We start from the raw sequence: 26,161 nt of genomic DNA, 5'->3' as shown, positions 1-26,161 counted from the left end.
TAGCCTTTTAAAAATTACTCCACCTCTAGTAGTCTTTCTGCTGTAATTTTCGCCTTACTATTTTTATCCCAAATTTTTATATGCCACTTTAACGGATTCTCTAATGCGCCCTTAGTCAAAACTAAAGAGGCTTGTATAGACTGCGCGATCTGTGCTTCAGTTGCTTTTTGGTTTAAAAACATATCTGGTTGATCTAGAATAACAGTACCATTATCATCTTCTACAGTCATTGTCATTCCTAATTCTACAAAACCATCTTTTGTAGTAAATCCCTTAAGGCCTTCAAATATAAACAACAATTTGTCATTAAATGCAACTTTTCTATTGGTAATCACAGACTTATGGATCGTAGACATAATATAACCCTCTGAATAGCTAAGCTTTTCGGAAGAAATTGCAATATTTGAATCCTTAATTAATTCTACTGGCATTTTAGAAGTAAACACTCCATCTCCTTTTAAATCGCTAATTGTATAAATTAGCTCGTACGTATCTCCAGATAAAATTGGATTTGCTAGAATGACCTGACCTTTTAATTGCCTTTTAATTGAACTTAAACCTAAAGCTGAATTTGGCAATAAATCTGAATTAGCAAAAACGGTATCTCCTTTTTTAGAAACCATAGCTACTTGCATTTTGGGAAAGTATTTTCCGTCTTCTACCGTAAAACCATCTATATCGTTAAATGTAGTTACAATTGTTTGTCCGTAAGTATAGGTATCACTGCTTGCGTCTTCATTATCTACAGTAATCTCTACGCTAGATGCGCTAATACCGTCTCCAGTGGTTTTTAAACCAGTTGCAAAATCTTTATTTATAGACTTATTAAAATTACAAGATGTGGCTGCCACAATAGTACTTATTGCAAATAGCCTTATTAAATTATTTTTCATATTGGTAGTGTTTATATAAACTATGTATTAATTAAATTGGGTATCCTCCAAAATTATCTTTTACGAATACATTAAACTCTTTATGTACTTTTTTAAAATCTAATTTTTGTCTTTCTGAAATCTCTTTTAAATCACCTCTTACCCTTAGCTGTTTTGCATAGAACACTATACCAAAAACAATTAATCCGCCTCCAAATAAACAGGCAACCACAAGCATTATCATTTTTATAGTATTGTATTCTGAATAAGTGTACGTATTACCAGCAATAAATATGTTATAAAACAATACAAGAGCACCTATAGCTAAAAAAATGTATTGCACATATTTAGTTGTTCCCATTAAAGCTATATACTCATTTAAAATAACTGTTAGCTTATCTTCTGGAATTTTACTTAATTCTGGTAATGTGTTTTCGTTTGTTTCACTCATCTTTAATAATTTTCACATATTGTTTAACAGACCATGCAGGCGCTAAAGAAATTAATTTTACGTTTTTATTTAGTTTGGTTGTTCCCTTAAATTTTATTTTAAGGTATGGTTCCTATTTCATTTAAAACCCAACGATTTTTTAGCTTTACAAACTGAAAAGTATGTTGACCACCCTCATGTAAAAGAGTAGGCTTAGTTGTTGTTACCAAAACTTCCATATAGCCTACACCTTCATTAACGTGGTATACATAAATAGTTTCACGTTCTATTAAAAGCCCAATAAACGTATGTGTAAAAATGATATCGTAATCTTCTGCTAAAAATTTAGCTACAGGAATATAAATATCTTGCTCATAAATTTTAGCATACCAATCCTTATCGTTATCTCTAGAATAAGCCAATGCTTCTTGTTCTTCTGGTGTATTTTCTAAACAATAATAACACCGAATTTTTGGCGCTACTAATTGTTTAAACGCAATTGTATCTTTTGTTTTTAAGGCTGATAAAAAAGTACTCCAAACCTTCTTTACATCATTAGTAGAAACTTCATTTTGTTTTTGCTGTGCAGAAACAAGGTTGACAAACAAAAACATTAAAACAACTTTATACTTTATCATAACAATTGTACACCTATTAATTGACCGCAATTTACTGCAATACATTGTTATAAAACTCCCTCTTTTCAGGGGTATTGTTTCCAAAGAACTCTAAAAACACAGAATTACAGTATAATTACCTCTCTTTTGTCTTAGTATCTACAATTGGTAATAAAGTTGGTATTCTTATCACTTTTTTCTTGTGAAGAATTACCCGTTGTAGTTTTGAGAGCTGCAATTTTCATTGTTTTAATATTCTTAATTGAAGATCTTTTTACAATTATTTCCTTTGAAAAATCTGTTTACTTATATGCATACAAAATTCTTCTACCGCTTAAAATTTTATCGCTTCCTTTTTCAATTAGAATTAGTTTTTCTTTTTCAAAAATTCTTTCAATTTTAAAGTTGGTATTGTTATCTATAATTGCTGTTCTATCTTTAGCTATTTTTATATTAAAACTATCGAGTTCTTCATAGGCTTTAAAATTTAGATCGTCATTTAATTGCTGCATAGAATAGGTCAATGGCCCTTCTGCCAAGTATCGCCAATACTCCTTTAAACCTCCATTCTTGTTAAGCACATATTTACGTTCTACATCAAACTCAAATTTTTCTATTTTAAAGGAACAATCGTGATCCTTCATTTTTGAATACGGAACTACTTTGTTAGCGCAGTTTACATTATTAGGACTTAATTCTTCATCCAAAACCCTATATTTTACCGTGATTCTTGAAGCCTTAGGAAGCTTTACCATATGCTCGGCGCACCCTAAGTTTAAAACAAGAAGTATTAGTATTACTATTTTTTTCATTATTATTTTTAAGATTGAATACAGTTGAAGCTAAACCTAAAAATTACCAGTAAGTCCCTACCAAAAACGTCATACGTATAAAGGCTACAACACTGTCTTGAGTTAATTGTAAAGGAGCATCTAAACTGGCAACCTCATCTCCATCTACAAAAACAACAAATAGACCATCTTTAAAAGCTAACAACACATTGTCTATAGCATCTTGTTCTACGGCTAAATCTTTATTTGCTAAATCTCCAAAATCTACTTTACCACTTTGGGCTTGCTCTTGAATTTCTGGCGGACTTAAAAAACCAACTACATTAACTTCTTGCCTTTTTTTATTAAAAGCATCTACTTGATTTTTTACACAAGCCACCAATAACTCTTGTAAATTTTTTGGTATAACTTTTAGCGTTAGCGGTAGTTGTTTTACCTTTTTTTTGCCTAGTCTTTTAAGTTGTAATGTTAGTTGTGGCATATGAATATATTGTTTTTTGGTGCGTTAGGGATTGGCGTAAAAAGCCCACAGTGCGATAGCACGAGGACTTGAAACAAAAGCCCGCCCCACCTAAGTGGGGAACGCCCTTAAAATTTTAAAATTAGCTATTTATTTGCGCCAAAATAGTTGGATCTTGAATTTTATTATCTTCTGACAAGAGTTTCATTTTAGAAATAATTTCTGCCGATTTTGGATCATCATCTACAAAGGGTAAAAACATACGTCCTCTGTGCTGACTGTGAACCGGAATTATGGATAATTGCAAGCCATTTTTACTTACTTGTCCGCTTCCTAAATGTATACTATACTCGCCCAAAGTACCTGCTACCAATATGTGGCGCTCCTTTACCGTGATGTTTTTAAGCTTAAATAGTTGCGCAGATTCGGTTGCTAAAGCTGCCCGCATTTGCATTGTACTATGACTAGCCTCTGGGTCTACGCCGCCTACGTGAGCAACACTTACCACTAGATCTATGTCTCTCATAATTTCGCTAAAAACTACAGAAGGCACATCTTTTAACGGAATTGGTTTGTAATTTTCTAGTGAGTAAAACACAATATGCTCTAAGGTTGGCGCTTCTATATCTGCTGGCGAAAACCAGTCTGCCATAGCGTACATTGTTGCCATAAACCCTAGTTTATGATATACTTTTTGCAAACCGTCTTCGTGACTAACCGTCCAACCACGACCTCGTAATAAGGCTACCGTTTTTTGTGGTTGTATTTGGTGTCCTTGATAACGCTCTGATTTTGCACCAAGTTCTAGCTCGTCTTTAGTGACCAAGTACAATTCTCTAAAAACTTGTTTAAAGGGTTGCACTAAACGTTCTGCAAAGAGGTATTTCTGGTACAGATCCCATTGTACGGCTTTGTATAAATGTGATGGATGCGCAATTACCAAAACATCATCTTCTTGTAAATTATGTTTTTTACCTTCTGTATCTGTTAATACGCCATCTGCATAAAAACCAGAGATTTCTTTTTCTAGAGAAAACAACACCAATTTGCTAAGCATAACTTTTACAATGGGATGCTGCATTATTTTATGAATCTCTGCTGCCGTAAACTTATCTTCGTTTACCATAGCATTTTCTAGAGACAAACGAGTTCTGCTGTACTGTTTAGACAAATAAGATTTACCTTCTTTTAATGCCAATACTTGCTTGTCTTTTTTATACTTAGCAGGAATAGATTTTTGTTTTTTATCTCCTTTGGTAACTAGAATGTCTGTTTTACCCTCGTCTGTAATTATCAATTCTATAACCGCATCATCAAACTTTAAAACAGCATTTTCCATTATTGCTATTGTTGCTTTACTTTCCATAGCCCAACTAAAGCGTACACGGTCTTGAAAACCTGCGTTTCTAGACAGGTTGTCTAATGCAATTTCTACAGCATTTTTCTCACTTTCTTGTCGTTGTGCCCCAAACTGTTTGCTTTCTTTTAAAAACTGCTGTAACAGATTGTAACGTTTTAATAAATCTTTTTCTGGGATGGTTTTACTTAGCGGAATTAATCCTAGTGCACGCACATAATCCTTATCTCTTTTCTCTGTAATTTTCTTTAAGGTTTCTGTAATTTTTACTTCGCCTAACATTACGCTAGAGTATAATTTTACTTGTCTATGACCATTACCATCTGTAATATATTTAGCTGCTTCGTGTAAAATTTTCCAGTTGGCTTTACCTATACTTTGGTATACTTTATTAAACCAATCTATATCTATGGCTCCAATTGCAAAATCGGACTTTGGAATATTAGAGTACCTAGAAATAATAGTCTCTTTTTCACTACTCATATAATCTGATGCGTGCGCTTGGAACCACCAAACCGCATCTTCTAATTTTTTCAATCCTAGATATTCACCTACAAAACCCGCCCATTGGGTAGCATAACACGCTAGTTCTACCAATCGTTTTTTAGGAATTTTAGCTTCATCTGCAAGTGCTGCAAAATCTGAATAGCTTTCAGTTTCTTTAAGTACACTCTTTTTTAGAATAGCACTAAACTTAGATTTTTTTGTATCGCCATAATAACTATAGCCACGCTCAAAAGTATCCTTGCCCATACGTTGCAATACTTTAAAAACATAATCTACACCTTCTACCTTACTAAGACTAGAAATATATTCTGATGCGTCTGTTGCTAAATCGCCACGCTCTAATTCTACCGAAAGAATATTTGTTTTTAAATCGTTGAAAATACCTTTAGGTACTAGGCTTACATCTAAACTCCCATTGCGTATTCTGTAGTTTTGAGCACCATCTAAAATAGACATTAACTCGTGTGAGTTTAGGGCTTGAAAAAGCAAATCGTCTTTCGTAATTAAATTCTTTTGATACAGCTCTAAAGAAACACCTGTGAATGGTAATACAAGACCTCTATCTGCTACTTTTTTCTCTGTAATGTCTTTAACATCTTTAATTGGGTTTGGATACCCAATATATTGAGCTACTAAAAACATTTTTATATCCCAAAACCTCTTTAGCCGGGCTTCATCTGCTAATTCTTTTAAATCTTCTTCATTTATTACACAAACCAACCCATCAACAACATTAATCCAGTGGTAATCATCGGATCTATAACCTTTACCGTAAGAAAACTTACTAGTTTTTAGTTTCTCAGGAAAATTAGCAATCACATCTTCCCATAGATCTAATTTAAAGCTAAATACAGCCGCTCTGTCTGCATTAACATTAAACAAACGTTTTAAAATTGTTGTATACTTGTTATTTGTACTGTAATAGCTACGGTTTGTAGTATCTAATTTTATCTGTGTTAAGTCAGGAACGTATTGCTTGGCATATTCTTCTAATTTTTCATAATTACCATAAGGAGCATTAACTCTATTGATATAACGAATAGCAGAATACATTTCAAAATCGTTAAGATTACTCTCTTCATACCATTTTATCCATAGATCTGCTAAAGGAATATTTTGTAAATGTACTTCGGGTGCAACATCTTCTTTAATTCTCTTAATTTCATGAATATTGTTTGCTATTAAGGTTGTTCCTGTTTCACCATCATAAGCCTCGAATTGATATTCATGGTTTCTATGCTCGTGTACAAGTCCTATTAAATTATTAATTGCAGTTACTATTTTACGCTCATCTATAAAATCTCTAAATTTAAAACTACCCGTTGTAATGCCTAGCTTGCTAAAAAAACCTTTATTGTCATTAAACCTAACTTGTGGCGTATATAATGGAGATAAGCTAGAGTAATCTACCTCTCCAAAACCATTGCTATACGAATACCCAATTTTTGTTTTAGAAAACTTCTCTAAAAACACACTCTCATTTTTTGTGAATTTTGGTCGCTCTTTGTATAAACTAACTTGCTCTTCTATAAATTCTAGATATTGTTCTTCGTCTTGTACTAATGTTAGTATTTCTAAAGCAGCTAAACGTTGGTCTACACTTTTTGCTGTTATTAAATTATGAGTACTATTTTTAAATGTAGCTTCTGGCTGTTTAATTATCAACTTCATTAATCCAGATCGTAGACTTTTATTTTTTCTAGTAAAAAGGTCTTCTACTATATCTAAATCTTCCCGAAACATCGGCATATAATGAAAAACAGTTAAACCTGTAGACATTACAGATTCACTCCTATCCTTAATTGCTTGGTGCGCTAATTTCCTACGCCAAGCATCTTTAGATAGTATAAGCATTCCTGGTTTTTTACTTCCATAGTTATACCCAAAAGAATACGTGTAATGATCTGGAAATATTTTTCTAATATAACTTTCTCTAATTTCTGATGGCAAAAGAGCAATGTTATTAGACAATAAAAGCAACTGCTCTTCCGATGCTTTTTCTATAATTAAATTATAGAAATAATTTGGTGTAATTGTAAAACTATGCCAAGAGAATACCATTCCGTCATAGCTTTTTCCTTCTTTTGGTAATGACTCTGCAACTTTCTGTATTTGCGCGAAAAGTTTATTATCTATATTTATTGCAGGCAAGCTTAAACTTAGCCAATAATCTAAAGCTGGGTTCGTACCAAGTTCTTTTTTGTAATACGCTACAATAGATTCGTTTGTACGCTGGGTCTGATGAACAAAATAAAGTCCTAGCAATTTTTTCTCTAGTTTATCTGATGTATACACCAGTTCTAGTGCTTTTTTATTTGCTACATCTACATCTACTAAGCCAATAGCCCAAAGAGCAACATAAACCTCTAAATTATCTTTACTAGTAAGTAATACGTCTATATCTTTTAGGTTTAAAATAGAAGCCTTACTCAATTCTAACACTCTTCTTATAGTTGCTTTTTTAGGTGCTTCCCAGCCAAATCCAAACCAAGTATCTACAGCTCTAACTACACTACTAAAGCGGGTTAAATCGTTCTCTAGAATAACTCCAATCATATGTTTTAATGCACCGTGACTGGTAAAATCTAAAGATTCTAAAATAGTTTGTCTTAAACCTTCTTGACGTTGAGCTGCCAATAATAATTTAGAAACTAATTCCCAATTTTCTTCCTTTTGGGTTAACAACAACCCTTTTATAATATCTCTACTTACACCTCCAATTTCATCTTCAGCTTGTATAATATCTTTAACAACATCTATAACTAACTCTGTTTTGTATTGTAATACCGTACCAAAAAAATAACTGTTTTTGTGATCAAAATAGGTACTATATTGAAACTGCTCTACTAAAGACAACGCTCCAAAGCCTTTACGACTAAAAGCTAAAAAAGTTCTAAAGTAATCTAACTTATTACGTAAATGGGTTGTATTTACTTTTGCTCTAAAAGCTCTTCTACCATAACCATTCTGATATGGTAAATAATCGAACAAGCTCCACATAGCAGCTAAATATGGAGCTTGTACTTCTCCGTACAATAAAACCCCTAAACGAAAACCTTCATCTGTTGTCCATGGGTTAACCGTAACTGCATCATCAAAAACATTAGAAAAAATGGTTAGTGTTTCTTGATCCATTCGTGGGTTAAGCAAATTTGCTAGTATTTGTCCTAATACCTCATATGGATACGAAAAACCCGCTAAATCTTCATCTTTTAACACTGCTTTTTGGTGCTTTTTTATATACTCTTGTGCTTTTTCAAATGGAATCATAATTATGCTATTCTTTTGATGTATTTTTTATTTTATTAGTCCGTTTTTGTAGGCTCCTAATTTAAAATCTATATGACTTTTAAAAACCTCTTTAAGATCTTCTCTTGGCTGTAGTGTAAGTCCTAGTTGAAAATGTTTATTGTGATCATAGCCCATGTATTCCTGAGCAACAAAGCGCACTTGTGCCTCATTAGTTACACTAGTATAATCCAGCACAGTAAAACTGTGCGTTAAAAATTGCATTGATGCTGCTTCGCTTAAAAAATGTAAAAATGCTTTATAGGTTTTAATTTCTGAAATAGTAACATTATTCAACTGTGCTAACTCTTTAATCCAAGAATCATTTCTTAATGCATTTAAAAGAGATTCTTCTGTAAAAACTTCTTGCAGTGTAACATTTTGCATTGTACGTAAATCTAGTGTAACAACTCCTAAAGAGTTACCCAATGGGCCACACGCTTCTTGACTACTAACACCATATTCATAACTATAAAAAGGACCTACAAGAGAAAGGGGATTGTAATAGGGGGAATAAAAAGGCTTGCATTCACTAGAATCTTGTCTATTTTTTATAAAAAAGTTGATGCTATCAGTTTTTGTATGATACAAAACAGTCCCCATAACCGTTGCTTTCTTTGTTGTTATTTTTAAATAGGAAGATTCAAATAGTATAGAATCTATTGACGTAGTTATTTTCTGCGCACTAAGAGAGGTTATGCTAAATAACATAACAGATACAACTAGTAAGTATCTATCCCTTTGTTTTTTTAAAATGTGTTTTATATGCATACGTTATAAACAGAAACCTTTTTATCTTATTTTATACAAGCCTAAATTCTTTTGCAATTTAAAATGAATGTAGAACTCTTTTATCCCTGAATTAAGGGATAATTCCCCAACTGTCCATAGTGTTATTAATCAGAACCTAATTAAACTTTCAATAATTACTGAAAGTTTAATATATTTAATATACCTTTGCAGTGAACATAACATATTTATTATGAGTTTTTTAAAAGCAGAATGGAGAAAGCTAGCATTTGCAAACTATACAATAGATCCTAAATTATTGCAAAAATATGTTCCGTTTGGCACAGAACTAGACAGCTACAAAGGCAAATGCTATGTTAGTTTAGTTGGTTTTATGTTTGTAAACACAAAGTTACTTGGAGTTAAAATTCCTTTTCATTCTAATTTTGAAGAAGTAAATCTTCGCTTTTATGTAAAAAGGTTTGATGGCGAAGTTTGGAAAAGAGGTGTTGTTTTTATTAAAGAAATAGTTCCTAAGCCTGCATTAACTTTTGTGGCAAATACCGTTTATAATGAAAATTATGAAACGCTACCAATGCAACATCAGTGGGAACAAAATAACACCATTAAAAAAGTAGTTTACAAGTGGAAAAAGAATAACAAATGGAATTCATTTTCTATTGATGCAGATGCTACTTCTGAAACCATAGCACCTAATAGCGAAACAGAATTTATAACTGAACATTATTGGGGTTACGCAACAGTTAGTCAAAATAGTTCTAATGAGTATGAAGTTACACATCCTAAATGGGAACAATATGCTATAAAGGACTATTCTATTTCAGTAGACTTTGGAACATTGTACGGCGAGGAATTTCAATTTTTATCAACCAAAAAACCATCGTCTGTAATGCTAGCTGAAGGCTCTACCATAACAGTAGAAAGCAAAAGAAAACTTACTTTTAAAAAATAACGTAATGAACTATATTGAAGCTAAATTAAAGTTTATAAACACTTGGGGAACTTTAGGGTCTCTTTGGGGCATAAATAAAGCAATGGCACAAATACAGGCTCTTTTATTTGTTTCTACCTCTCCCCTTTCTATGGAAGAAATAATGGAAGAATTAAAGATATCTAGAGGCAATACAAGTATGAATCTTAGGCAGCTTATAGACTGGGGTATTGTAACCAAAGAGTTTAAAGCTGGTGAACGCAAAGAGTATTTTTCAACAGAAAAAGACGTGCAAGAGCTTACACGTATTATAGCAAAAGAACGTAGTCGAAGAGAATTACAACCTGCTGTAAAAACATTAAAAGAGGTGTATACTATAACAGACGATGGTACTGCAGAAACTAAGGAACTTATAAAGCAAACAAAAGCATTGCATGATCTAGCTGAAACAGCAGACACAATGCTAAACAGGCTAGTAAGTCATAAACAAAATTGGTTAACAAAATCCATTTTTAAAATCTTTAATTAACCAAAAATGCAAAAAAACATCCTAAATAAAATACTAACCATTAGTATTGGACTGGTATGGCTTGCTAACGGATTGTTATGCAAAGTACTAAACCTTGTTCCTAGACACGAGCAAATTGTAGGTCGTATTTTAGGAGGTACTTTTGCAAAACCATTAACCATAGGTATTGGAATATTAGAAATAGTAATGGCCGTTTGGATTTTTATTGGTTATAAATCTAAAACAAACGCAATGTTACAAATACTAATTATAGGTGTAATGAACATTTTAGAATTTGCACTAGTACCTGATTTACTTCTATGGGGTAAATTAAATTTGGTTTTTGCTTTTCTTTTGATAGGTGTTATTTTTTACAATGAGTTTTATTTAAATAAAAAAACAACAAATACATTATGGTAAACGCCTTAAAAAATCATCCGTTTGCTGTTGAAGCGTTTTTTACAAACTCTACTGTACTCACCTTCGCAATTCCTAAAGAAGAATTAGAAAACAGAATACCCAAACACTTAAAACTAGACACATTTAAAGACAAATGGGCTTTTGTTGCTATTGCAATGGTACAGACACAAGATTTAAGACCTAAAGGTTTTCCTAAATTCATGGGTAACAACTTTTTTTTAATTGGCTATAGAGTATTTGTAACCTACACAAACAAAGCTGGTAAACGCCTTAGAGGATTGTACATTTTAAAGTCCGAAACAAATAAAAAAAAGATGCAGTTCATGGGTAATATTTTTACACATTACAACTACACAACTACAGATATTACCATAACTAAAGAAAAAGGAAAAACAGAAATAAGTTCTTTAGCATCTAATTTTAAGGTTGATTATAATGACAACTTAGAACTAGTTAACCTACCTGACGATTCACCTTTTAGCGACTATAAAGAAGCAAGAAGATTTGCAGGTCCGTTGCCATTTACATTTTCATACAAAAAAGAAAACAACAGTATTTTAATAATACAAGGTGTACGCCAAAATTGGAAACCCGTTCCTATTCACATTAATAAGTACTACTTTAATTTTTTAGAGGAAGCTGGATTTAAAAATCCAATTTTAGCAAATGCTTTTAGTATTAAGAACATTCCATATCACTGGAAAAAAGGAAAACTAGAATTATGGTAACAGACAGAAAAAAATTTCAAGGTGTATTAAACATCCTAAATTTTAATAGGCATTTTTATGTTATTGGCTTGCTTGTACTGGCAATTATATTAACAGTACTACTTGTATTAAAAACACCAGTTATTATACTATGGATTATCATAGCGGCATTTACCTATGGCCTACTGACACCCCTTTTAGTGTCTGCCTATGTTTACGATTTTTCAGGTTATTATAATTTTAATTGGTTGAAAAAAGAGATTGATACTAATATAAAAAAAATAGTAAACATAAATGCTGGGTTTGATGAGACCAGTTTCATTCTTCAAAAAAACTTTCCAACATCAGAGGTGAAAGTATTCGATTTTTATAATGCAGAACAACACACAGAACCTGCCATTGTACGTGCACGTAAAGTAAGTTTAGTATTCCCAAAAACATCAACCATAAAAACAACAAAAATTCCTTTAGAAGAAAAATCTATAGATTTATTATTCTTATTATCAGCAGCACATGAAATTAGATCCCTCCAAGAAAAAGTGTTGTTTTTAAAAGAATGTAGAAGAGTGTGCAAACCAACAGGCAAAGTAATAATAGTAGAGCATTTAAGAGATTTACCTAATTTTTTTGCATTCTCTGTTGGCTTTACCCATTTCTTTAGCAAAAAAACGTGGCAAAAAGTATTTAAAAATGCAGGGTTTACTAAAATTGAGGAAAAGAAATTTACACCATTTATGTCGGTTTTCACTTGCAGTTCATAATCTTACTATTTACATATGGAATTTCATTTATATATTATTGGCTCGCTATTAATGGTTTTAGCGATAGTACACATTATTTTCCCTAAGTACTTTAATTGGAAAATAGAGTTGCAAACGCTTAGTTTAATTAACCGTCAGATAATGACCACACACACCTTTTTTATTGCACTAACTGTGTTTTTAATGGGGTTATTATGTGTAACATCTGCAACCCAATTAATAGAAACAAGTTTAGGCAACAAGATAACCTTAGGCTTAGCTATATTTTGGAGTATTAGGTTATTTTTTCAGTTTTTTGTGTATTCTAAAATGTTATGGAAAGGCAAAAAATTTGAGACCATAATTCATATTGTATTCTCAGGATTTTGGGTATATTTATGTACAATTTTTTTTACGATCTATTTTAACAACTAAACATATGAGTAAGTTAGTAATTGCAGGCGGAACAGGTTTTTTAGGAAAAGAGCTACTAGATTTTTACAGCAGTAAATACAATGAAATAGTTGTTTTAACGCGCGGAGAATCTCGTGTATCTAAAAATATATCTTATATACAATGGGATGCCAAAACTATTGGCAAATGGCACCACAGTTTAGACAATGCAGATGCACTGATAAATCTAACAGGGAAATCTGTAGATTGTAGATTTACCAAAAAAAACAAAGAACTCATTTTAAATTCCAGAATAGATTCTACAGTAGCACTTGGCAAGGCAATAAACTTGGTAGACAATCCTCCTAAAGTTTGGCTAAATGCATCTTCTGCAGCAATATCTCATCCTAATAAAGAAGAAAACGGAGAAGATTTTATGCTTTACGTTAGTCAAGAATGGGAAAAAGCTTTTAATGCAATTACAAACAAAGAAACTAGAAAAGTAGCTTTGCGCATCTCCTTAGTCTTTGGTAAAGGTGGTGGCGCCTTACTTCCTTTAAAAAAGATTACCCAATTTGGACTTGGTGGCAAACAAGGCAGTGGCAACCAAATGGTAAGCTGGGTACACAGTAAAGACTTTGTGAGTATCACTAACTTTTTACTAGAAAACAAATCGGTGAACGGACCAGTAGTTGTTGCTGCTCCAGATTCAAAATCTAATAAAAAATTAATGGCAACAATAAGAAAGACTTTAAAAGTACCTTTTGGCTTACCTTCTTTTAGTTGGATGCTTAAAATAGGTGGTTTTATTATTGGCACAGAACCAAGCCTAATTTTAAATAGCATGAATGTTTATCCTGAAAAATTAATTAAAAACGGATTCAAGTTTAAATATGCAACATTAGAATCTGCTTTAAAAAACATTTTAAAATAACTTACTTTTTAGCGTTCTCTTTTTCCTTTATAGCATCATAACCTCCTAATAAGTTTATGGTGTTATAGCCCAAAGATGTTAGCTTTTCTGCTGCCTTTGTACTTCTTCCTCCACTTTTACAGTACACATAAATAGTTTTACTCTTTGGTATACTATCAAAATAACTAGCAAAAGAATCACTAAGTACATTTACATTTTTAGAATTTTCTAAATGACCCAAACCATACTCCTCAGAAGTACGTACGTCTACTAACAGAGCGTTTTTAATATCAGTCTGTGAAAATTCTGTGATATGTTTAGACTTACTTTGCGAACAAGCAGTAATTACAAGCGCAAAAAAAATAATACTGAAAAAAGATTTCATAAGAAGATTGTTTTTATTCAAAATTAAACATTTTAATTAAAATCCCCTACATTTGGAAAATCAATATGAACTAATGCACCAACTTAAACCTAACACTTGGGTAGATAACTATGCTGATTATTTATTTAATTACGCAGTAGCTAGAGTAAGCGATTCCGAAATTGCTAAAGATTTAGTGCAAGAAACTTTTTTTGCAGGATTAAAATCTGCAAAAAATTATAAGGGAGATGCCGCAGAACGCACCTGGTTAATCGCTATTCTAAAACGAAAAGTGATAGATCATTACCGTAAAATAAATTCTAACAAAGGTAAAGCAGAGGTTAGAATGTCTTATAGTTCTAGCATTGACTCTGACGGAGATTGGTTAGAAGAACAAGTAGCAGATCCTTTTAGTAAACTAGAGAATAGCGATTTAGAAAACGAAGAATTAGGTCTTGCGATCCAAGAATGTATTTCTAAGTTACCTAAAAAACAAGCATTAGTTTTTAAAATGAAAACAATTCAAGGCATAAGTACAGAAGATATTTGTAATGAACTTGGCATTAATTCGTCTAACCTTTGGGTTATTATCCATAGAGCTAGAACTGCTTTAATGGGATGCCTAAACACTAATTGGTTTTAATTATGATTTCTTGTGAAAAAGCAGCTAAAATCTGCAACAAAATACAATACAAAGAAGCTTCTTTTTTCGAAAAGATAAGTCTTAAGTTTCATTTATTAATTTGCAAAACTTGTCCTCAGTTTTCTAAAAAAAATACTGAGTTTACATCGCTTTGCGAAAAAGCTCACTTACAATCTTTAACAGAACAAGATAAAGTTAAGATGAAACGAGAGCTAGAAAATGTAAATGAATAAAGTAATCTACTAGGTAGACTATTAAAAGCCATGCAATAGGAATTGCTTCTACCCAAAAAGAAGCAAAATACTTTGTTTGCTTACCTTGTGTATACAACACTAAAAAGCCAAAACTTAAAAAAAGAATACCCTTAGCTATTAAATCTAAAGGTGTAATTGTTTCTTTTAAGTACGTTGTAAAAAAGAAAATTAGAACAACAACACCTGTCGTTAACTTAGTATGTATTACACCAAAACGCTGTGGTATTGTTCTTAAAGATGGTGAGTCGTACGCTAAATCCCTAATCTCAAAAGGCATTAGTAGTATTAAAACAATTAGGAAACGCTGAAAAGTCTCTATCCAAACATCTGCACTTAAGTCCATATTAGCAGACAAAACAGGCAACAGCACTGTAACTCCCGCCCAAACAATGGCCACCATAAATACTTTTAATGCACCAAAACTTCTTAAATTTTTAGCTTTAGGTAGTACAGGCAATGTATAGATAGCTGTAAAAACACCTAAAGCAAACATACAATACCAAACGTCTTTATGTAGAAAAAAAGCAAAATAGACAGCAAAAGCCATGGCTAAAAAGCTAAAAACCTGAATGCTTTTATGGTATTTATTTACGACCAAAATATACTTCTTTGCCTCTACACCATATTTTATAAAATTATAGCAAGCTATAGTACTAAAAAAACAAAAATAAGCAAGGTTTTGATTTATAGTGATATCTAAAAGTAGTGCGGTAATTTCTAGCAGGCAAAACACAGAAGCAGCAACGTGAACGCTTGCATCTAGATAAAAATTAAAAATTCTCCTGACTAATTTCATTACGCAAATGTAACTAAAGTGTTCATAACATTAATTATTGGTTAAAAACTTTAGATTAAGTACGGTACAATTTATCAATTTTGATAAAAAATATCATTAATTTTGCACATCTTTTATAAAAAACACTCTAGAATATGAGAACAGATTTGTTTGCCTTAAGACATATTGGTATAAATGAAGACAACTATCAACATATGCTTAAAACTGTTGGTGTAGAAAACTTAGACCAACTGATACATGAAACTATCCCAAATGACATTAAGCTAAAAAAGAACTTAGACCTGCCAGAAGCCTTAAGTGAAAATGAGTACTTAGAGCACTTACAAGAGCTAGCAGACAAAAACAAAGTTTTTAAATCTTATATTGGTCTAGGATATAACGAAGGTCTTTTGCCTTCTCCTATCAAAAGAAATATTTTAGAAAACCCGGGTTGGTACACAGCTTACACTCCTTACCAAGCAGAAATTGCTCAAGGTCGTTTAGAAGCATTGTTAAACTTTCAAACAATGGTTTGTGATTTAACAGGTATGGAACTTGCAAATGCATCTCTTTTAGATGAAAGTACAGCAGCTGCAGAAGCAATGGCTATGCTTTTTGATGTTCGCAGTAGAGCACAGAAAAAAGAAAATATAGTTAAGTTTTTTGTTTCTGAAGAAATACTACCTCAAACCTTATCTCTATTACAAACACGAGCTACCCCTATAGGAATAGAACTTGTTATTGGAAATCATGAAGAGTTTAAATTTGGAACAGATTTTTATGGGGCCTTATTACAGTACCCAGGTAAATTTGGTCAAGTTTATGACTATGCTAATTTTGTAGAAAACTGTAATGCCAACGAAATAAAAGTAGCCGTTGCTGCAGATATATTAAGTTTAGTAAAACTTAAAGCCCCGGCTGAATTTGGTGTAGATGTTGTTGTTGGAACAACACAACGCTTTGGTATACCTTTAGGATACGGTGGTCCTCATGCTGCATTTTTTGCAACTAAGGATGCGTACAAAAGAAACATTCCAGGAAGAATTATTGGAGTAACTAAAGATACAGATGGCAAGCCAGCTTTACGTATGGCGCTACAAACCAGAGAACAACATATTAAAAGAGATAAAGCAACCTCTAACATTTGTACTGCACAAGTATTATTAGCTGTTATGGCTGGTATGTACGCAGTTTATCATGGCCCAAAAGGTTTAGAGTATATTGCTACTAAAGTACATAACACAGCTAAAGCTACTGCAACTGCATTAGAAAATTTAGGATTTAAGCAATTAAACTCTGCTTATTTTGATACTATTAAAGTTGAAGTTAAAGACGCAAGCGCTCTTAAAACGATAGCTGAAGCTCATAAAATAAACTTTAATTATATTGATGATACCACTGTATCTATCTCTATACATGAAGCTACATCTAAAAAAGATCTTATTGCTATTTTAGATTGTTTTGCAACGCTTAACAATAAAGATAATACCGCTTCATTCTCAGAGGACTTAGCAGATGTAATACCATTTGCTGTAAAGAGAAATACACCATTTTTAGAAAACGCAGTTTTTAATTCTTATCATTCTGAGACAGAATTAATGCGTTATATTAAAAAACTAGAACGTAAAGATTTAGCTTTAAATCATTCTATGATCTCTTTAGGGTCGTGTACTATGAAATTAAATGCAGCATCAGAAATGCTTCCTTTAAGTTCTGCACAATGGGGAAACATTCACCCATTTGCTCCAATAGACCAAGCAGAAGGGTATCAAATTCTATTAAAAAAACTAGAAAATTACTTAAGTGAAATTACTGGTTTTGCAGCAACTTCTTTACAACCAAATTCTGGTGCACAAGGAGAATATGCGGGTTTAATGGTAATTAGAGCGTATCACGAATCTAGAAACGAGTCTCACAGAAATATTTGTTTAATTCCTGCTTCTGCACACGGTACAAATCCTGCATCTGCAGTAATGGCTGGTATGAAAGTAGTTGTTACTAAAACTGATGAATTTGGAAATATAGACGTAACAGACTTAAAAGAAAAAGCTGAATTGCACAAAGACAATTTAGCAGCCTTAATGGTTACTTACCCATCTACTCACGGTGTTTTTGAATCTTCAATTAAAGAAGTAACAAAACTTATACATGACAATGGCGGACAAGTTTATATGGATGGTGCTAATATGAATGCTCAGGTTGGCTTAACTAACCCAGGCAATATTGGCGCAGATGTATGCCACCTAAACTTACACAAAACTTTTGCCATTCCACATGGTGGTGGTGGCCCAGGTGTTGGTCCAATTTGTGTTGCCCCACAATTAGTACCATTTTTACCAGGCAACCCAGTAATAAAAACTGGTGGAGAAAAAGCCATAACTGCAATTTCTTCTGCTCCTTGGGGTAGTTCTTTAGTTTGCCTTATCTCTTACGGATACATTGTAATGTTAGGCGAAGCCGGACTAAAACAATCTACTTCTATTGCTATTTTAAATGCTAATTATATAAAAGAAAGATTAACTGGTAAGTTTGATGTTTTATACACAGGAGAAAAAGGTAGAGCTGCACACGAGATGATTATTGACTGTAGACCATTTAAGCAAAATGGTATAGAGGTAACAGATATTGCTAAACGTTTAATGGACTACGGTTTTCATGCGCCAACTGTATCTTTCCCTGTAGCAGGAACTTTAATGATAGAACCTACAGAAAGTGAAAGTTTACCAGAGCTAGATCGTTTTTGTAACGCTATGTTAGCTATTAGAGCAGAAATAGACGAAGCAACATTAGATAACCCTAACAATGTTTTAAAGAACTCTCCGCACACACTAGATATGGTTACTAGTGATAGCTGGGAATTTCCTTACAGCAGACAAAAAGCTGCTTTTCCTTTAGACTATATTGCAGACAATAAATTTTGGCCTGTAGTAAGACGTGTAGACGAAGCATATGGAGACCGTAATTTAATATGTACTTGCGCTCCTATAGAAGCATATATGGAAGCTTAATAAGCTCAACAAAATCAATGCACTAAAGCCGTTTAGAAAAATCTAAACGGCTTTTTTTATTTTAATTTTTTAGCTTGAACATCATACAATTTATTATGCACGCATAGTTTATTTCATTCGTTTTTTGTAACTTTATTTTTTAAATTAAACCCTAATTATGCATATCGGAATTACAGGAACTGGTAGTTATATACCATCCATAACTACCCCAAACTCAGACTTTATAAATAACACTTTTTTAAATACAGATGGCTCCGCCATACCTAACTCTAATGAAGTTATCATAGAGAAGTTTAAAAAAATAACAGGAATAGAAGAAAGAAGGTATGTAAAAGAAGATCAAAATACTTCGGACATTGCATATCTAGCTGCCAAAAAAGCAATTAAAGATGCCAATATAGACAAAGAAAGTATAGATTATATTATTGTTGCTCATAATTTTGGAGATGTTTCTCACGGACAAATTCAAGGAGATGTCTTACCTAGTTTAGCTAGTAAGGTTAAACACTTACTACAAATTAAAAATCCAAAATGTGTTGGTTACGATATTCTTTTTGGTTGTCCAGGTTGGGTACAAGCCACCATACAAGCCTATGCCTTTATCAAAGCCGGCTTAGCAAATAGATGTTTGGTAATCGGTGCAGAAACACTATCTAGAGTTGTAGATCCTTACGATCGTGATTCTATGATATATTCCGATGGCGCAGGAGCTACTATTATTGAAGCTACCGAAGATGCTGGTAATATTTTAGCCCACAACGCAGCAACCTATACTGTTGACGAGGCTAACTATTTATTCTTTGGAAAAACATTTAACAAAGAAGATAAAAACGACCGAGTATATATTAAAATGCATGGTCGTAAAATATATGAATTTGCAGTAACTCACGTTCCACAAGCAATGAAAGATTGTTTGGACGAAAGCGGAGTGGCAATAGAAGATGTAAAAAAGATATTTATACATCAGGCAAATGAGAAAATGGATGAAGCTATTGTAAGCAGGTTTTACAAATTGTACGATAAAACTATGCCCACAGACATTATGCCAATGAATATTTATAAACTTGGTAATAGCTCTGTAGCAACCATTCCGACACTTTTTGATGTTGTTAGAAAAGGAAAATTAGAAAATCACGCTGTAAAAAAAGGAGATGTTGTTATATTTGCGAGCGTTGGCGCTGGTATGAACATCAATGCCATAGTTTACAAATATTAAAAATGTACGAAAAAACATATCCTAGCAAACGTTTTAAACATACGCTAGAATTTCTTCAAAAACACATTAACACAAGTGAATCCATTTTAGATCTAGGTGTAGAAAACCCTCTATCTAAAATTATGGTAGAACAAGGTTACCAGGTAACTAATACAAAAGGAGAAGATTTAGATATCGATTTTTCTTCTGTTATTACAACCCAATCAGATGTGGTAACGGCCTTTGAAATTTTTGAACATTTACTAGCTCCTCTTAATGTGCTAAAAGAAATTAAGAGCGATAAACTAGTTACTAGTATTCCGCTTAACCTTTGGTTTGCTCCCGCATACAGAAGTAAAACAGATAAATGGGATAGACACTACCACGAATTTGAAGATTGGCAGTTTGATTGGTTACTAGAAAAAGCTGGCTGGGAAATAAAAGATACTGCAAAATGGACTAATCCTATTAAAAAAATTGGACTTAGACCAATACTACGTAGCTTTACTCCTAGGTACTATATTGTATATGCAGAAAGAAAAAAATAGTATCCTTTTATCTTTTTAGTATGATGTATTACATTATAATTCCCGCACATAATGAAGAAGCTTTTATAGCTAAGACATTAAATTCTATACTTCATCAAACCTTAGCGCCTAAAAAAGTAATTATTGTAAATGATAATTCTACAGACACTACAGAAACAATTATAGACTCTTTTACAGACAAACATAACATCTTTAAAAAAGTAAATACAACATCTTCTACCAAACATATGCCTGGTAGCAAAGTTATAAATGCTTTTACCAAAGGACTAGCCGTCTTAGATAACCAATACGACTTTATTGTAAAGTTAGATGCAGATATTATTTTACCTGAAAATTACTTTGAAAAAATAGTTCATATTTTTAAGAGTGATGAAACTATAGGTATTGCTGGTGGCTTTGCATATGAAGAAGATAAAAATGGGAAATGGAAACTTAACCATCCAATGAACAAAGACCACGTTCGCGGTGCATTTAAAGCCTATAGAAAATCTTGCTTTAAAAGCATAAACGGATTGCGAAGTGCAATGGGTTGGGACACTGTAGACGAGCTTCTAGCGCAATACAACAACTACACTATATTTACAGATACAACCTTAAAAGTAAAGCATTTAAGACCTACAGGAAACGCATATAACAAACAAGCGAAATTACTACAAGGTAAAGCGATGTACGCAATGCGATATGGTTTTGCCATAAGTTGCATTGCTTCTCTAAAAATGGGATTAAAACAAAAAAAAGCAGCTGTTTTTTTTGATAACCTATCTGGTTACTCAAGTGCTAAAAAAGAAAAATTGCCCTTTTTGGTTACACCAAAAGAAGGCAATTTTATTCGTAATCTTCGTTGGAAGAATATTAAAAGTAAATTATTTTAATTCTGCAAAACAGCTTCAATTGGCTTACCGGTTGTTCCATTAGGAGCAGCCATACCCAATAAAGCAGAGACTGTTGGTGCTATATCAGGAATTTCAGTAAGTTGTACTGTACTTCCTTTTCTAATTCCTTTTCCAAAAAACAACAAAGGTACATGCGTATCATAAACTCGAGGAGAACCGTGCGTAGACCCTGTTCTAGAGTAACTAATATAACCAGGTTTTAAAACAACTATAACATCTCCAGAACGCTTTTGATTGTAACCATTCTGTACAACATAAGGTATACCTCTTGTGTAATTATTCTGCCACATCTGGTATGCAGTATACGTTTTATCTACATCACTAAAAGTAAGTAGTTCATTCGCAAAAGCTTCTTGTACCGTTTTAGGATCCAAATCTAAGTTTGCAATTACTTTATGATCTAAAAATATTTGGTCATTAGAAACATTCTTAATTAAATCTTCTGAACCAAATTTAAAATTAGACCATTCATTTAATTTAGCAGATATCTCTTTATAACTTATATATTCACCCGGTATATTATGATCCTTTAAATAGGTTGGAACTTGTATTGCCGCATGATCTGAACTTAAAAACACAGTATACTCTCCTTTTCCTACTTCCGAATCTAACTCTTTAAACAAACGAGCCAAATCCTGATCTAAACGAAGGTAAGTATCTTGAACCTCTTTAGAGTTAACCCCAAATTGATGTCCAACATAATCCGTAGAAGAAAAACTAACAGCCAAAAAATCTGTAATTGCATCCTTACCTAAACTTTCTCCTTTTAAAGCTGCAATAGCAAAATCTGCTGTTAAACTATTACCATAAGGAGTAGCCTTAATAATATCAAAACCGTTATTATCATTCCAAATTGCTGGCAAATTATGAGGAAAACTTGTTGATGTTTCGCCTTTAAACTTACCTTCATAATTATTTTCATCAGAACCACTTTCTACATATGCATTTATATCTTTTAAAGTAGTCCAAGATTTTTTATATTTCTGTGCTGCATCAGAAGCATTAAAACTAGTAACCCAGTTAGGCAAACTATTCATATAATAAGAGCTAGTTATAAAGTTAGCTTCATCTTTACCAACAAACCAATATGCAGCATTAGCTGCGTGACCACCAGGTAAAACAGCTCCTCTATCTTTTATAGCAACAGCAATAACTTTACCCTTCATTTGTGTATGTAAACGCAATTGATCTGTAACCGTAGTTGTTAGCATTCTATTTGGGCTCATTTTACCTTCACTACCGTTTGTACCAACAGAATTATAGTTACTATCACCTGCACAGTAAACATTTACCCCTAAATCTTTGTCGTACCAATTATTACCTATAATACCGTGCATAGCAGGTGTAGTACCTGTATAAACAGAAGTATGCCCAGGACCTGTACTTGTTGGTGAATAATTATAATGATGATTTTTAGCTGTAAAACCTTCATTTACCATACGTTTAAAACCGTCTTCTCCGTATTGATTCCAAAAACGTGTAAGATAGTCGTATCTCATTTGATCTACTATAATACCAACTACCAACTTAGGAGTTGTACCTAGAGAGGTTGTACTTTGCACTTCTACATTGCTCTTACTCTTCTTTTTAGATTTTTTTTGCGCATTAATTCCTTCCGTGTTAGACACAAAAAACACTGCTAATAATGCCACAATTAGTCTTCTCTTCATTGCAATTAATTTTATTGATAACGTAAATGTAAATAAATAAACTTTTAAATTTTTTATTTGGATGTCAAATGAAAGTTAATATTATTATTTTTACAGACAGAAGTCTATTTTATATGAATTACATAGCATCTATTGGCAGTTATTTTATAATGATTAAAGAAGTTTTTAGAAAGCCCACAAAATGGTCTATTATGAAAACTCTTATCCTTAAAGAAATAGACGAATTGGTTTTTGGTTCCTTGGGTATCATTATCTTTATTTCGTTTTTCATCGGTGGTGTTGTAACCATACAAACTGCATTAAACCTTACTAACCCTTTAATACCAGAAAGTCTTATTGGTTTTGCGGCAAGGCAATCTGTAATATTAGAGTTTGCTCCAACATTCACATCTATTATTATGGCTGGTAAAGTTGGATCTTATATTACATCTAGTATTGGTACAATGCGAGTTACAGAACAAATAGATGCACTCGAGGTTATGGGAGTAAACTCTTTAAACTATTTAGTTTTTCCTAAAATTATAGCCTTACTTCTATATCCGTTTGCTATTGCAATTGCCATGTACGTTGGTATTTTTGGCGGATGGGTTGCCGGTGTTTTTGGTGGTTTTACAACAAGTGCTAGTTTTATTGAAGGAATTCAACTAGATTTTATTCCGTACCATGTTGCGTATGCTTTTATAAAATCTATAATATTCGCTTTTGTTATTGCCACTATACCATCTTTTCACGGATATTACATGAAAGGTGGCGCTTTAGAAGTTGGTAAAGCAAGTACCACTGCCTTTGTCTGGACCAGTGTTGCTATTATTATTTTAAACTATATATTAACTCAATTACTATTAGGATAATGATAGAGGTAGATAACTTACACAAATCTTTTGGCGAATCGCATATTTTAAAAGGTGTAACAACTAATTTTGAAAAAGGAAAAACTAACCTAATTATAGGACAAAGTGGATCTGGTAAAACGGTATTTTTAAAATGCTTGCTTGGTTTGTTTACTCCAGATGAAGGATACATCTGTTATAATGGAAATATTTATAACGACTTATCCCCTGATCAAAAAAGAAACCTTAGACAAGAAATGGGAATGGTTTTTCAAGGCAGTGCCTTGTTCGATTCTCTTACTGTAGAAGGTAATGTAATGTTTCCTTTAGAAATGTTTACAAAACAATCTAAATCAGAAATGCAAGACCGCGTAAATGCAGTTTTAAAAAGAGTAAACCTAATAGATGCTCACCATAAATATCCATCTGAGATTTCTGGAGGTATGCAAAAAAGGGTTGCAATTGCTAGAGCAATTGTAATGAATCCTAAGTATTTATTTTGCGATGAACCAAACTCTGGTTTAGATCCAAAAACAGCAATATTAATAGATAATCTTATACAAGAGATTACTCAAGAATATGATATCACTACGGTAATTAACACCCATGATATGAACTCTGTTATGGAAATTGGACAAAAAATATTATTCCTAAAAAACGGCCATAAAGAATGGGAAGGTACTAATAAAGAAATTTTTAAAACAGATAATGAAGCTGTAACTGACTTTGTTTATTCTTCTGAATTATTTAAAAAAGTTAGACAAATGTATATTGAAGAACGAAATTAATTCGCTAATTCTCGTACCTGAATATTTTTATCTTTTAACCTTAGTTTTAACCATTCCGATATTTTTTTCATATCTGCGTCTTTATCTTTAGACTTTGTTTTTGGTTTCCAATTAACCTCGAAAACAGGAATTGTATCTATTTTTTTAAAGTCCGTACGTATGGTATATGAGTACCCTAAAGATGCTAAGTTTTCATAATTAGCTTTAGCTTCTGCACTAACATCATTAAAAGGAATTTGTTTTGACACTAATTTCTGAAGTTGGGTTAATTCTGACTCTAACATGGCAATTTTTTCTTCTTTCCCCATTAACTCCGCCTTTTTCGTTTGGTATAACTCATCAATATATTTCATCTGATCTACCTCTTTATTTCTAGAGCCTTGAATAACCTTTAGCTCTGTATTAGACAGTTCTTTATAGTCTTCACTCTTAATAGAATTCCAACTAGAAATAATATTATCAGGCACCAATTCTTCACCCATAAACATTACTTCTATCACAGATTTTTGATGATCATTTTCTTTTTTAAATATCATCTCATATAAAGATTGATCCCCACCATGATACTCAACATTAGTAAGATTATCTAAGAACAGGCCATTACCCGAAAACTGATATTTTGCTATATTTTCTGAAACAAATTCATATGCCTGACTCTTAAAGTTAGATTCTCTCCAAGCCTTAAAAAACGTCCAACTTGCAGGTACCATTACTAAAATAGCCACTAAAGAAGCTAATCTACTAATTAACCTTCGGCGCTCAGAATTTGCATACCGCACCATTGGAAAACGTAATATCTTAATCACTAAAAAGGTTGCTAAAGCAATAAATATGGTGTTTATCGTAAACAAATACATAGCTCCACTGGCATAACTCCAATTGCCAATAGCCAGACCAAAACCTACTGTACACAAAGGAGGCATTAATGCTGTCGCAATTGCCACACCAAAAATTACACTGGCAATAGTTCCTTTTTTTGCACGCGCAATAACCAAGGCCAAACCACCAAAAAAAGCAATAAGTACATCTCTAATATCTGGTGCCGTACGCGCTAAAAGTTCAGAAGACTCATTGCGTAATGGAAAAAATTTAAAGAACAAAAAGGCGGTAAGAATACTTAGCACCACCATTACCCCAAAATTCTTAAGAGAACGACGTAATGTATCTATATCATTAATTGCCAATGATAAGCCCATCCCTAAAATAGGCCCCATTAATGGTGATATTAACATGGCACCAATAACAACAGCTGTAGAATTCGCATTTAACCCAATAGAAGCTATAAATATAGAGCAAATTAAAATCCAAGAAGTGTGCCCCTTAAAAGGTATATCTGCTACTATAGATTCTCTAGTAGCTTCCTGGTCTGTATTAGTACGAATATCTAAAAGCTCTTTTAAAAACTTTTTTGTACTCCCCAATAAGCCTTGAAAATCTTTCTTTACATTTTCTGAAGACTCATTACCTGCAACATTATTTTCTTGCTCTGTATTATTACTCATATAGACT

24 protein-coding genes are annotated in these 26,161 nt (G+C 32.6%); 13 read left to right on the top strand and 11 right to left on the bottom strand.

Translation table 11 applies throughout. The features are described from left to right. Nucleotides 1-14: 14 nt before the first annotated feature. From M4I21_RS04415 to M4I21_RS04385, 7 genes are all read right to left on the bottom strand, one after another. Nucleotides 15-893 carry a hypothetical protein gene (locus M4I21_RS04415; RefSeq protein ID WP_249557919.1) on the bottom strand — a complete coding sequence of 293 codons (879 nt, stop codon included), beginning with the start codon at nucleotides 891-893 and terminating at the stop codon, nucleotides 15-17. A gap of 31 nt (nucleotides 894-924) precedes the next feature. Beyond that, a complete protein-coding gene (locus tag M4I21_RS04410) occupies nucleotides 925-1,323 on the bottom strand; it encodes a hypothetical protein (RefSeq protein WP_249557918.1) in 399 nt (132 codons plus the stop codon). 98 nt (nucleotides 1,324-1,421) lie between these two features. Further along, nucleotides 1,422-1,940 (bottom strand): hypothetical protein, encoded by a 519-nt coding sequence (locus M4I21_RS04405; protein WP_249557917.1) that lies wholly within the window; start codon nucleotides 1,938-1,940, stop codon nucleotides 1,422-1,424. Nucleotides 1,941-2,221: 281 nt separating this feature from the next. After that, nucleotides 2,222-2,731: a hypothetical protein gene (locus M4I21_RS04400; RefSeq protein WP_249557916.1), complete on the bottom strand. Its 510-nt coding sequence runs from the start codon at nucleotides 2,729-2,731 to the stop codon at nucleotides 2,222-2,224. A gap of 43 nt (nucleotides 2,732-2,774) precedes the next feature. Then, the gene (locus M4I21_RS04395; protein ID WP_249557915.1) at nucleotides 2,775-3,191 is read right to left on the bottom strand and encodes a hypothetical protein; all 417 of its coding nucleotides are present in this window, start codon (nucleotides 3,189-3,191) and stop codon (nucleotides 2,775-2,777) included. Nucleotides 3,192-3,312: 121 nt separating this feature from the next. Continuing rightward, nucleotides 3,313-8,304, bottom strand: a complete 4,992-nt coding sequence (locus M4I21_RS04390; RefSeq protein WP_249557914.1) for a DUF4132 domain-containing protein — start codon at nucleotides 8,302-8,304, stop codon at nucleotides 3,313-3,315. 27 nt (nucleotides 8,305-8,331) lie between these two features. Next, entirely contained in the window at nucleotides 8,332-9,093 is a 762-nt protein-coding gene (locus M4I21_RS04385) for a hypothetical protein (RefSeq protein WP_249557913.1), read from the bottom strand. 211 nt (nucleotides 9,094-9,304) lie between these two features. Between M4I21_RS04385 and M4I21_RS04380 the strand changes: the two genes are divergently transcribed. The 6 genes from M4I21_RS04380 to M4I21_RS04350 all read left to right on the top strand — a co-directional run bounded on the left by M4I21_RS04380 (nucleotide 9,305) and on the right by M4I21_RS04350 (nucleotide 13,705). After that, nucleotides 9,305-10,024, top strand: coding sequence for a YqjF family protein (locus M4I21_RS04380; RefSeq protein WP_249557912.1), 720 nt, complete (start codon nucleotides 9,305-9,307; stop codon nucleotides 10,022-10,024). A 4-nt stretch (nucleotides 10,025-10,028) separates the two neighbouring features. Beyond that, nucleotides 10,029-10,532, top strand: coding sequence for a GbsR/MarR family transcriptional regulator (locus M4I21_RS04375; protein ID WP_249557911.1), 504 nt, complete (start codon nucleotides 10,029-10,031; stop codon nucleotides 10,530-10,532). 6 nt (nucleotides 10,533-10,538) lie between these two features. Then, nucleotides 10,539-10,931 carry a DoxX-like family protein gene (locus M4I21_RS04370; RefSeq protein ID WP_249557910.1) on the top strand — a complete coding sequence of 131 codons (393 nt, stop codon included), beginning with the start codon at nucleotides 10,539-10,541 and terminating at the stop codon, nucleotides 10,929-10,931. Next, on the top strand, nucleotides 10,925-11,659 hold the full coding sequence (locus M4I21_RS04365; RefSeq protein WP_249557909.1) for a DUF2071 domain-containing protein: 735 nt from the start codon (nucleotides 10,925-10,927) through the stop codon (nucleotides 11,657-11,659). The genes M4I21_RS04370 and M4I21_RS04365 overlap by 7 nt, the downstream gene beginning before the upstream one ends. Further along, nucleotides 11,653-12,399 (top strand): class I SAM-dependent methyltransferase, encoded by a 747-nt coding sequence (locus M4I21_RS04360; protein ID WP_249557908.1) that lies wholly within the window; start codon nucleotides 11,653-11,655, stop codon nucleotides 12,397-12,399. The genes M4I21_RS04365 and M4I21_RS04360 overlap by 7 nt, the downstream gene beginning before the upstream one ends. 418 nt (nucleotides 12,400-12,817) lie before the next feature. Beyond that, on the top strand, nucleotides 12,818-13,705 hold the full coding sequence (locus tag M4I21_RS04350; protein WP_249557906.1) for a TIGR01777 family oxidoreductase: 888 nt from the start codon (nucleotides 12,818-12,820) through the stop codon (nucleotides 13,703-13,705). Nucleotide 13,706: 1 nt separating this feature from the next. Here the strand turns inward: M4I21_RS04350 and M4I21_RS04345 are convergent, their stop codons facing one another. Continuing rightward, nucleotides 13,707-14,069, bottom strand: a complete 363-nt coding sequence (locus tag M4I21_RS04345; RefSeq protein ID WP_249557905.1) for a rhodanese-like domain-containing protein — start codon at nucleotides 14,067-14,069, stop codon at nucleotides 13,707-13,709. Nucleotides 14,070-14,142: 73 nt separating this feature from the next. Between M4I21_RS04345 and M4I21_RS04340 the strand changes: the two genes are divergently transcribed. Then, entirely contained in the window at nucleotides 14,143-14,691 is a 549-nt protein-coding gene (locus M4I21_RS04340; protein ID WP_072303252.1) for a sigma-70 family RNA polymerase sigma factor, read from the top strand. A 195-nt stretch (nucleotides 14,692-14,886) separates the two neighbouring features. Here the strand turns inward: M4I21_RS04340 and M4I21_RS04335 are convergent, their stop codons facing one another. Further along, nucleotides 14,887-15,741 (bottom strand): UbiA prenyltransferase family protein, encoded by an 855-nt coding sequence (locus tag M4I21_RS04335; protein WP_249557904.1) that lies wholly within the window; start codon nucleotides 15,739-15,741, stop codon nucleotides 14,887-14,889. A gap of 134 nt (nucleotides 15,742-15,875) precedes the next feature. Here M4I21_RS04335 and gcvP point away from each other — a divergent pair, with 134 nt between their 5' ends. From gcvP to M4I21_RS04315, 4 genes are all read left to right on the top strand, one after another. After that, nucleotides 15,876-18,728, top strand: a complete 2,853-nt coding sequence (gcvP, locus tag M4I21_RS04330) for an aminomethyl-transferring glycine dehydrogenase (protein WP_249557903.1) — start codon at nucleotides 15,876-15,878, stop codon at nucleotides 18,726-18,728. A gap of 157 nt (nucleotides 18,729-18,885) precedes the next feature. After that, nucleotides 18,886-19,944 carry a 3-oxoacyl-ACP synthase III family protein gene (locus M4I21_RS04325; RefSeq protein ID WP_249557902.1) on the top strand — a complete coding sequence of 353 codons (1,059 nt, stop codon included), beginning with the start codon at nucleotides 18,886-18,888 and terminating at the stop codon, nucleotides 19,942-19,944. A gap of 2 nt (nucleotides 19,945-19,946) precedes the next feature. Then, a complete protein-coding gene (locus M4I21_RS04320; RefSeq protein ID WP_249557901.1) occupies nucleotides 19,947-20,471 on the top strand; it encodes a class I SAM-dependent methyltransferase in 525 nt (174 codons plus the stop codon). Nucleotides 20,472-20,491: 20 nt separating this feature from the next. After that, nucleotides 20,492-21,343 carry a glycosyltransferase family 2 protein gene (locus M4I21_RS04315; protein WP_249557900.1) on the top strand — a complete coding sequence of 284 codons (852 nt, stop codon included), beginning with the start codon at nucleotides 20,492-20,494 and terminating at the stop codon, nucleotides 21,341-21,343. Here the strand turns inward: M4I21_RS04315 and pafA are convergent. Next, a complete protein-coding gene (gene pafA, locus M4I21_RS04310; protein WP_249557899.1) occupies nucleotides 21,340-23,034 on the bottom strand; it encodes an alkaline phosphatase PafA in 1,695 nt (564 codons plus the stop codon). The genes M4I21_RS04315 and pafA overlap by 4 nt on opposite strands. Before the next feature lie 113 nt (nucleotides 23,035-23,147). Here pafA and M4I21_RS04305 point away from each other — a divergent pair, with 113 nt between their 5' ends. Next, entirely contained in the window at nucleotides 23,148-23,885 is a 738-nt protein-coding gene (locus M4I21_RS04305; RefSeq protein WP_249558282.1) for an MlaE family ABC transporter permease, read from the top strand. Next, entirely contained in the window at nucleotides 23,885-24,652 is a 768-nt protein-coding gene (locus M4I21_RS04300; protein ID WP_249557898.1) for an ABC transporter ATP-binding protein, read from the top strand. Before M4I21_RS04305 ends, M4I21_RS04300 begins: the two co-directional genes overlap by 1 nt. On the opposite strand, the gene M4I21_RS04295 is transcribed toward M4I21_RS04300, so the two are convergent. Then, nucleotides 24,649-26,154, bottom strand: coding sequence for a DUF389 domain-containing protein (locus M4I21_RS04295; RefSeq protein WP_249557897.1), 1,506 nt, complete (start codon nucleotides 26,152-26,154; stop codon nucleotides 24,649-24,651). The genes M4I21_RS04300 and M4I21_RS04295 overlap by 4 nt on opposite strands. Nucleotides 26,155-26,161 lie beyond the last annotated feature (7 nt).

This window comes from Cellulophaga sp. 20_2_10 (assembly GCF_023476645.1).
Taxonomy (GTDB): Bacteria; Bacteroidota; Bacteroidia; order Flavobacteriales; family Flavobacteriaceae; genus Cellulophaga.
Note: the sequence above shows the minus strand (reverse complement) of the source record. Positions and strands in the feature narration are given on the sequence as shown.

What these genes read in the sequence shown, in the direction of transcription:
- M4I21_RS04415 (WP_249557919.1), bottom strand. Translation starts at nt 893, where the DNA reads ATGAAAAATAATTTAATAAGGCTATTTGCAATAAGTACTATTGTGGCA.
- M4I21_RS04410 (WP_249557918.1), bottom strand. Translation starts at nt 1,323, where the DNA reads ATGAGTGAAACAAACGAAAACACATTACCAGAATTAAGTAAAATTCCA.
- M4I21_RS04405 (WP_249557917.1), bottom strand. Translation starts at nt 1,940, where the DNA reads ATGATAAAGTATAAAGTTGTTTTAATGTTTTTGTTTGTCAACCTTGTT.
- M4I21_RS04400 (WP_249557916.1), bottom strand. Translation starts at nt 2,731, where the DNA reads ATGAAAAAAATAGTAATACTAATACTTCTTGTTTTAAACTTAGGGTGC.
- M4I21_RS04395 (WP_249557915.1), bottom strand. Translation starts at nt 3,191, where the DNA reads ATGCCACAACTAACATTACAACTTAAAAGACTAGGCAAAAAAAAGGTA.
- M4I21_RS04390 (WP_249557914.1), bottom strand. Translation starts at nt 8,304, where the DNA reads ATGATTCCATTTGAAAAAGCACAAGAGTATATAAAAAAGCACCAAAAA.
- M4I21_RS04385 (WP_249557913.1), bottom strand. Translation starts at nt 9,093, where the DNA reads ATGCATATAAAACACATTTTAAAAAAACAAAGGGATAGATACTTACTA.
- M4I21_RS04380 (WP_249557912.1), top strand. Translation starts at nt 9,305, where the DNA reads ATGAGTTTTTTAAAAGCAGAATGGAGAAAGCTAGCATTTGCAAACTAT.
- M4I21_RS04375 (WP_249557911.1), top strand. Translation starts at nt 10,029, where the DNA reads ATGAACTATATTGAAGCTAAATTAAAGTTTATAAACACTTGGGGAACT.
- M4I21_RS04370 (WP_249557910.1), top strand. Translation starts at nt 10,539, where the DNA reads ATGCAAAAAAACATCCTAAATAAAATACTAACCATTAGTATTGGACTG.
- M4I21_RS04365 (WP_249557909.1), top strand. Translation starts at nt 10,925, where the DNA reads ATGGTAAACGCCTTAAAAAATCATCCGTTTGCTGTTGAAGCGTTTTTT.
- M4I21_RS04360 (WP_249557908.1), top strand. Translation starts at nt 11,653, where the DNA reads ATGGTAACAGACAGAAAAAAATTTCAAGGTGTATTAAACATCCTAAAT.
- M4I21_RS04350 (WP_249557906.1), top strand. Translation starts at nt 12,818, where the DNA reads ATGAGTAAGTTAGTAATTGCAGGCGGAACAGGTTTTTTAGGAAAAGAG.
- M4I21_RS04345 (WP_249557905.1), bottom strand. Translation starts at nt 14,069, where the DNA reads ATGAAATCTTTTTTCAGTATTATTTTTTTTGCGCTTGTAATTACTGCT.
- M4I21_RS04340 (WP_072303252.1), top strand. Translation starts at nt 14,143, where the DNA reads ATGCACCAACTTAAACCTAACACTTGGGTAGATAACTATGCTGATTAT.
- M4I21_RS04335 (WP_249557904.1), bottom strand. Translation starts at nt 15,741, where the DNA reads ATGAAATTAGTCAGGAGAATTTTTAATTTTTATCTAGATGCAAGCGTT.
- gcvP (WP_249557903.1), top strand. Translation starts at nt 15,876, where the DNA reads ATGAGAACAGATTTGTTTGCCTTAAGACATATTGGTATAAATGAAGAC.
- M4I21_RS04325 (WP_249557902.1), top strand. Translation starts at nt 18,886, where the DNA reads ATGCATATCGGAATTACAGGAACTGGTAGTTATATACCATCCATAACT.
- M4I21_RS04320 (WP_249557901.1), top strand. Translation starts at nt 19,947, where the DNA reads ATGTACGAAAAAACATATCCTAGCAAACGTTTTAAACATACGCTAGAA.
- M4I21_RS04315 (WP_249557900.1), top strand. Translation starts at nt 20,492, where the DNA reads ATGATGTATTACATTATAATTCCCGCACATAATGAAGAAGCTTTTATA.
- pafA (WP_249557899.1), bottom strand. Translation starts at nt 23,034, where the DNA reads ATGAAGAGAAGACTAATTGTGGCATTATTAGCAGTGTTTTTTGTGTCT.
- M4I21_RS04305 (WP_249558282.1), top strand. Translation starts at nt 23,148, where the DNA reads ATGAATTACATAGCATCTATTGGCAGTTATTTTATAATGATTAAAGAA.
- M4I21_RS04300 (WP_249557898.1), top strand. Translation starts at nt 23,885, where the DNA reads ATGATAGAGGTAGATAACTTACACAAATCTTTTGGCGAATCGCATATT.
- M4I21_RS04295 (WP_249557897.1), bottom strand. Translation starts at nt 26,154, where the DNA reads ATGAGTAATAATACAGAGCAAGAAAATAATGTTGCAGGTAATGAGTCT.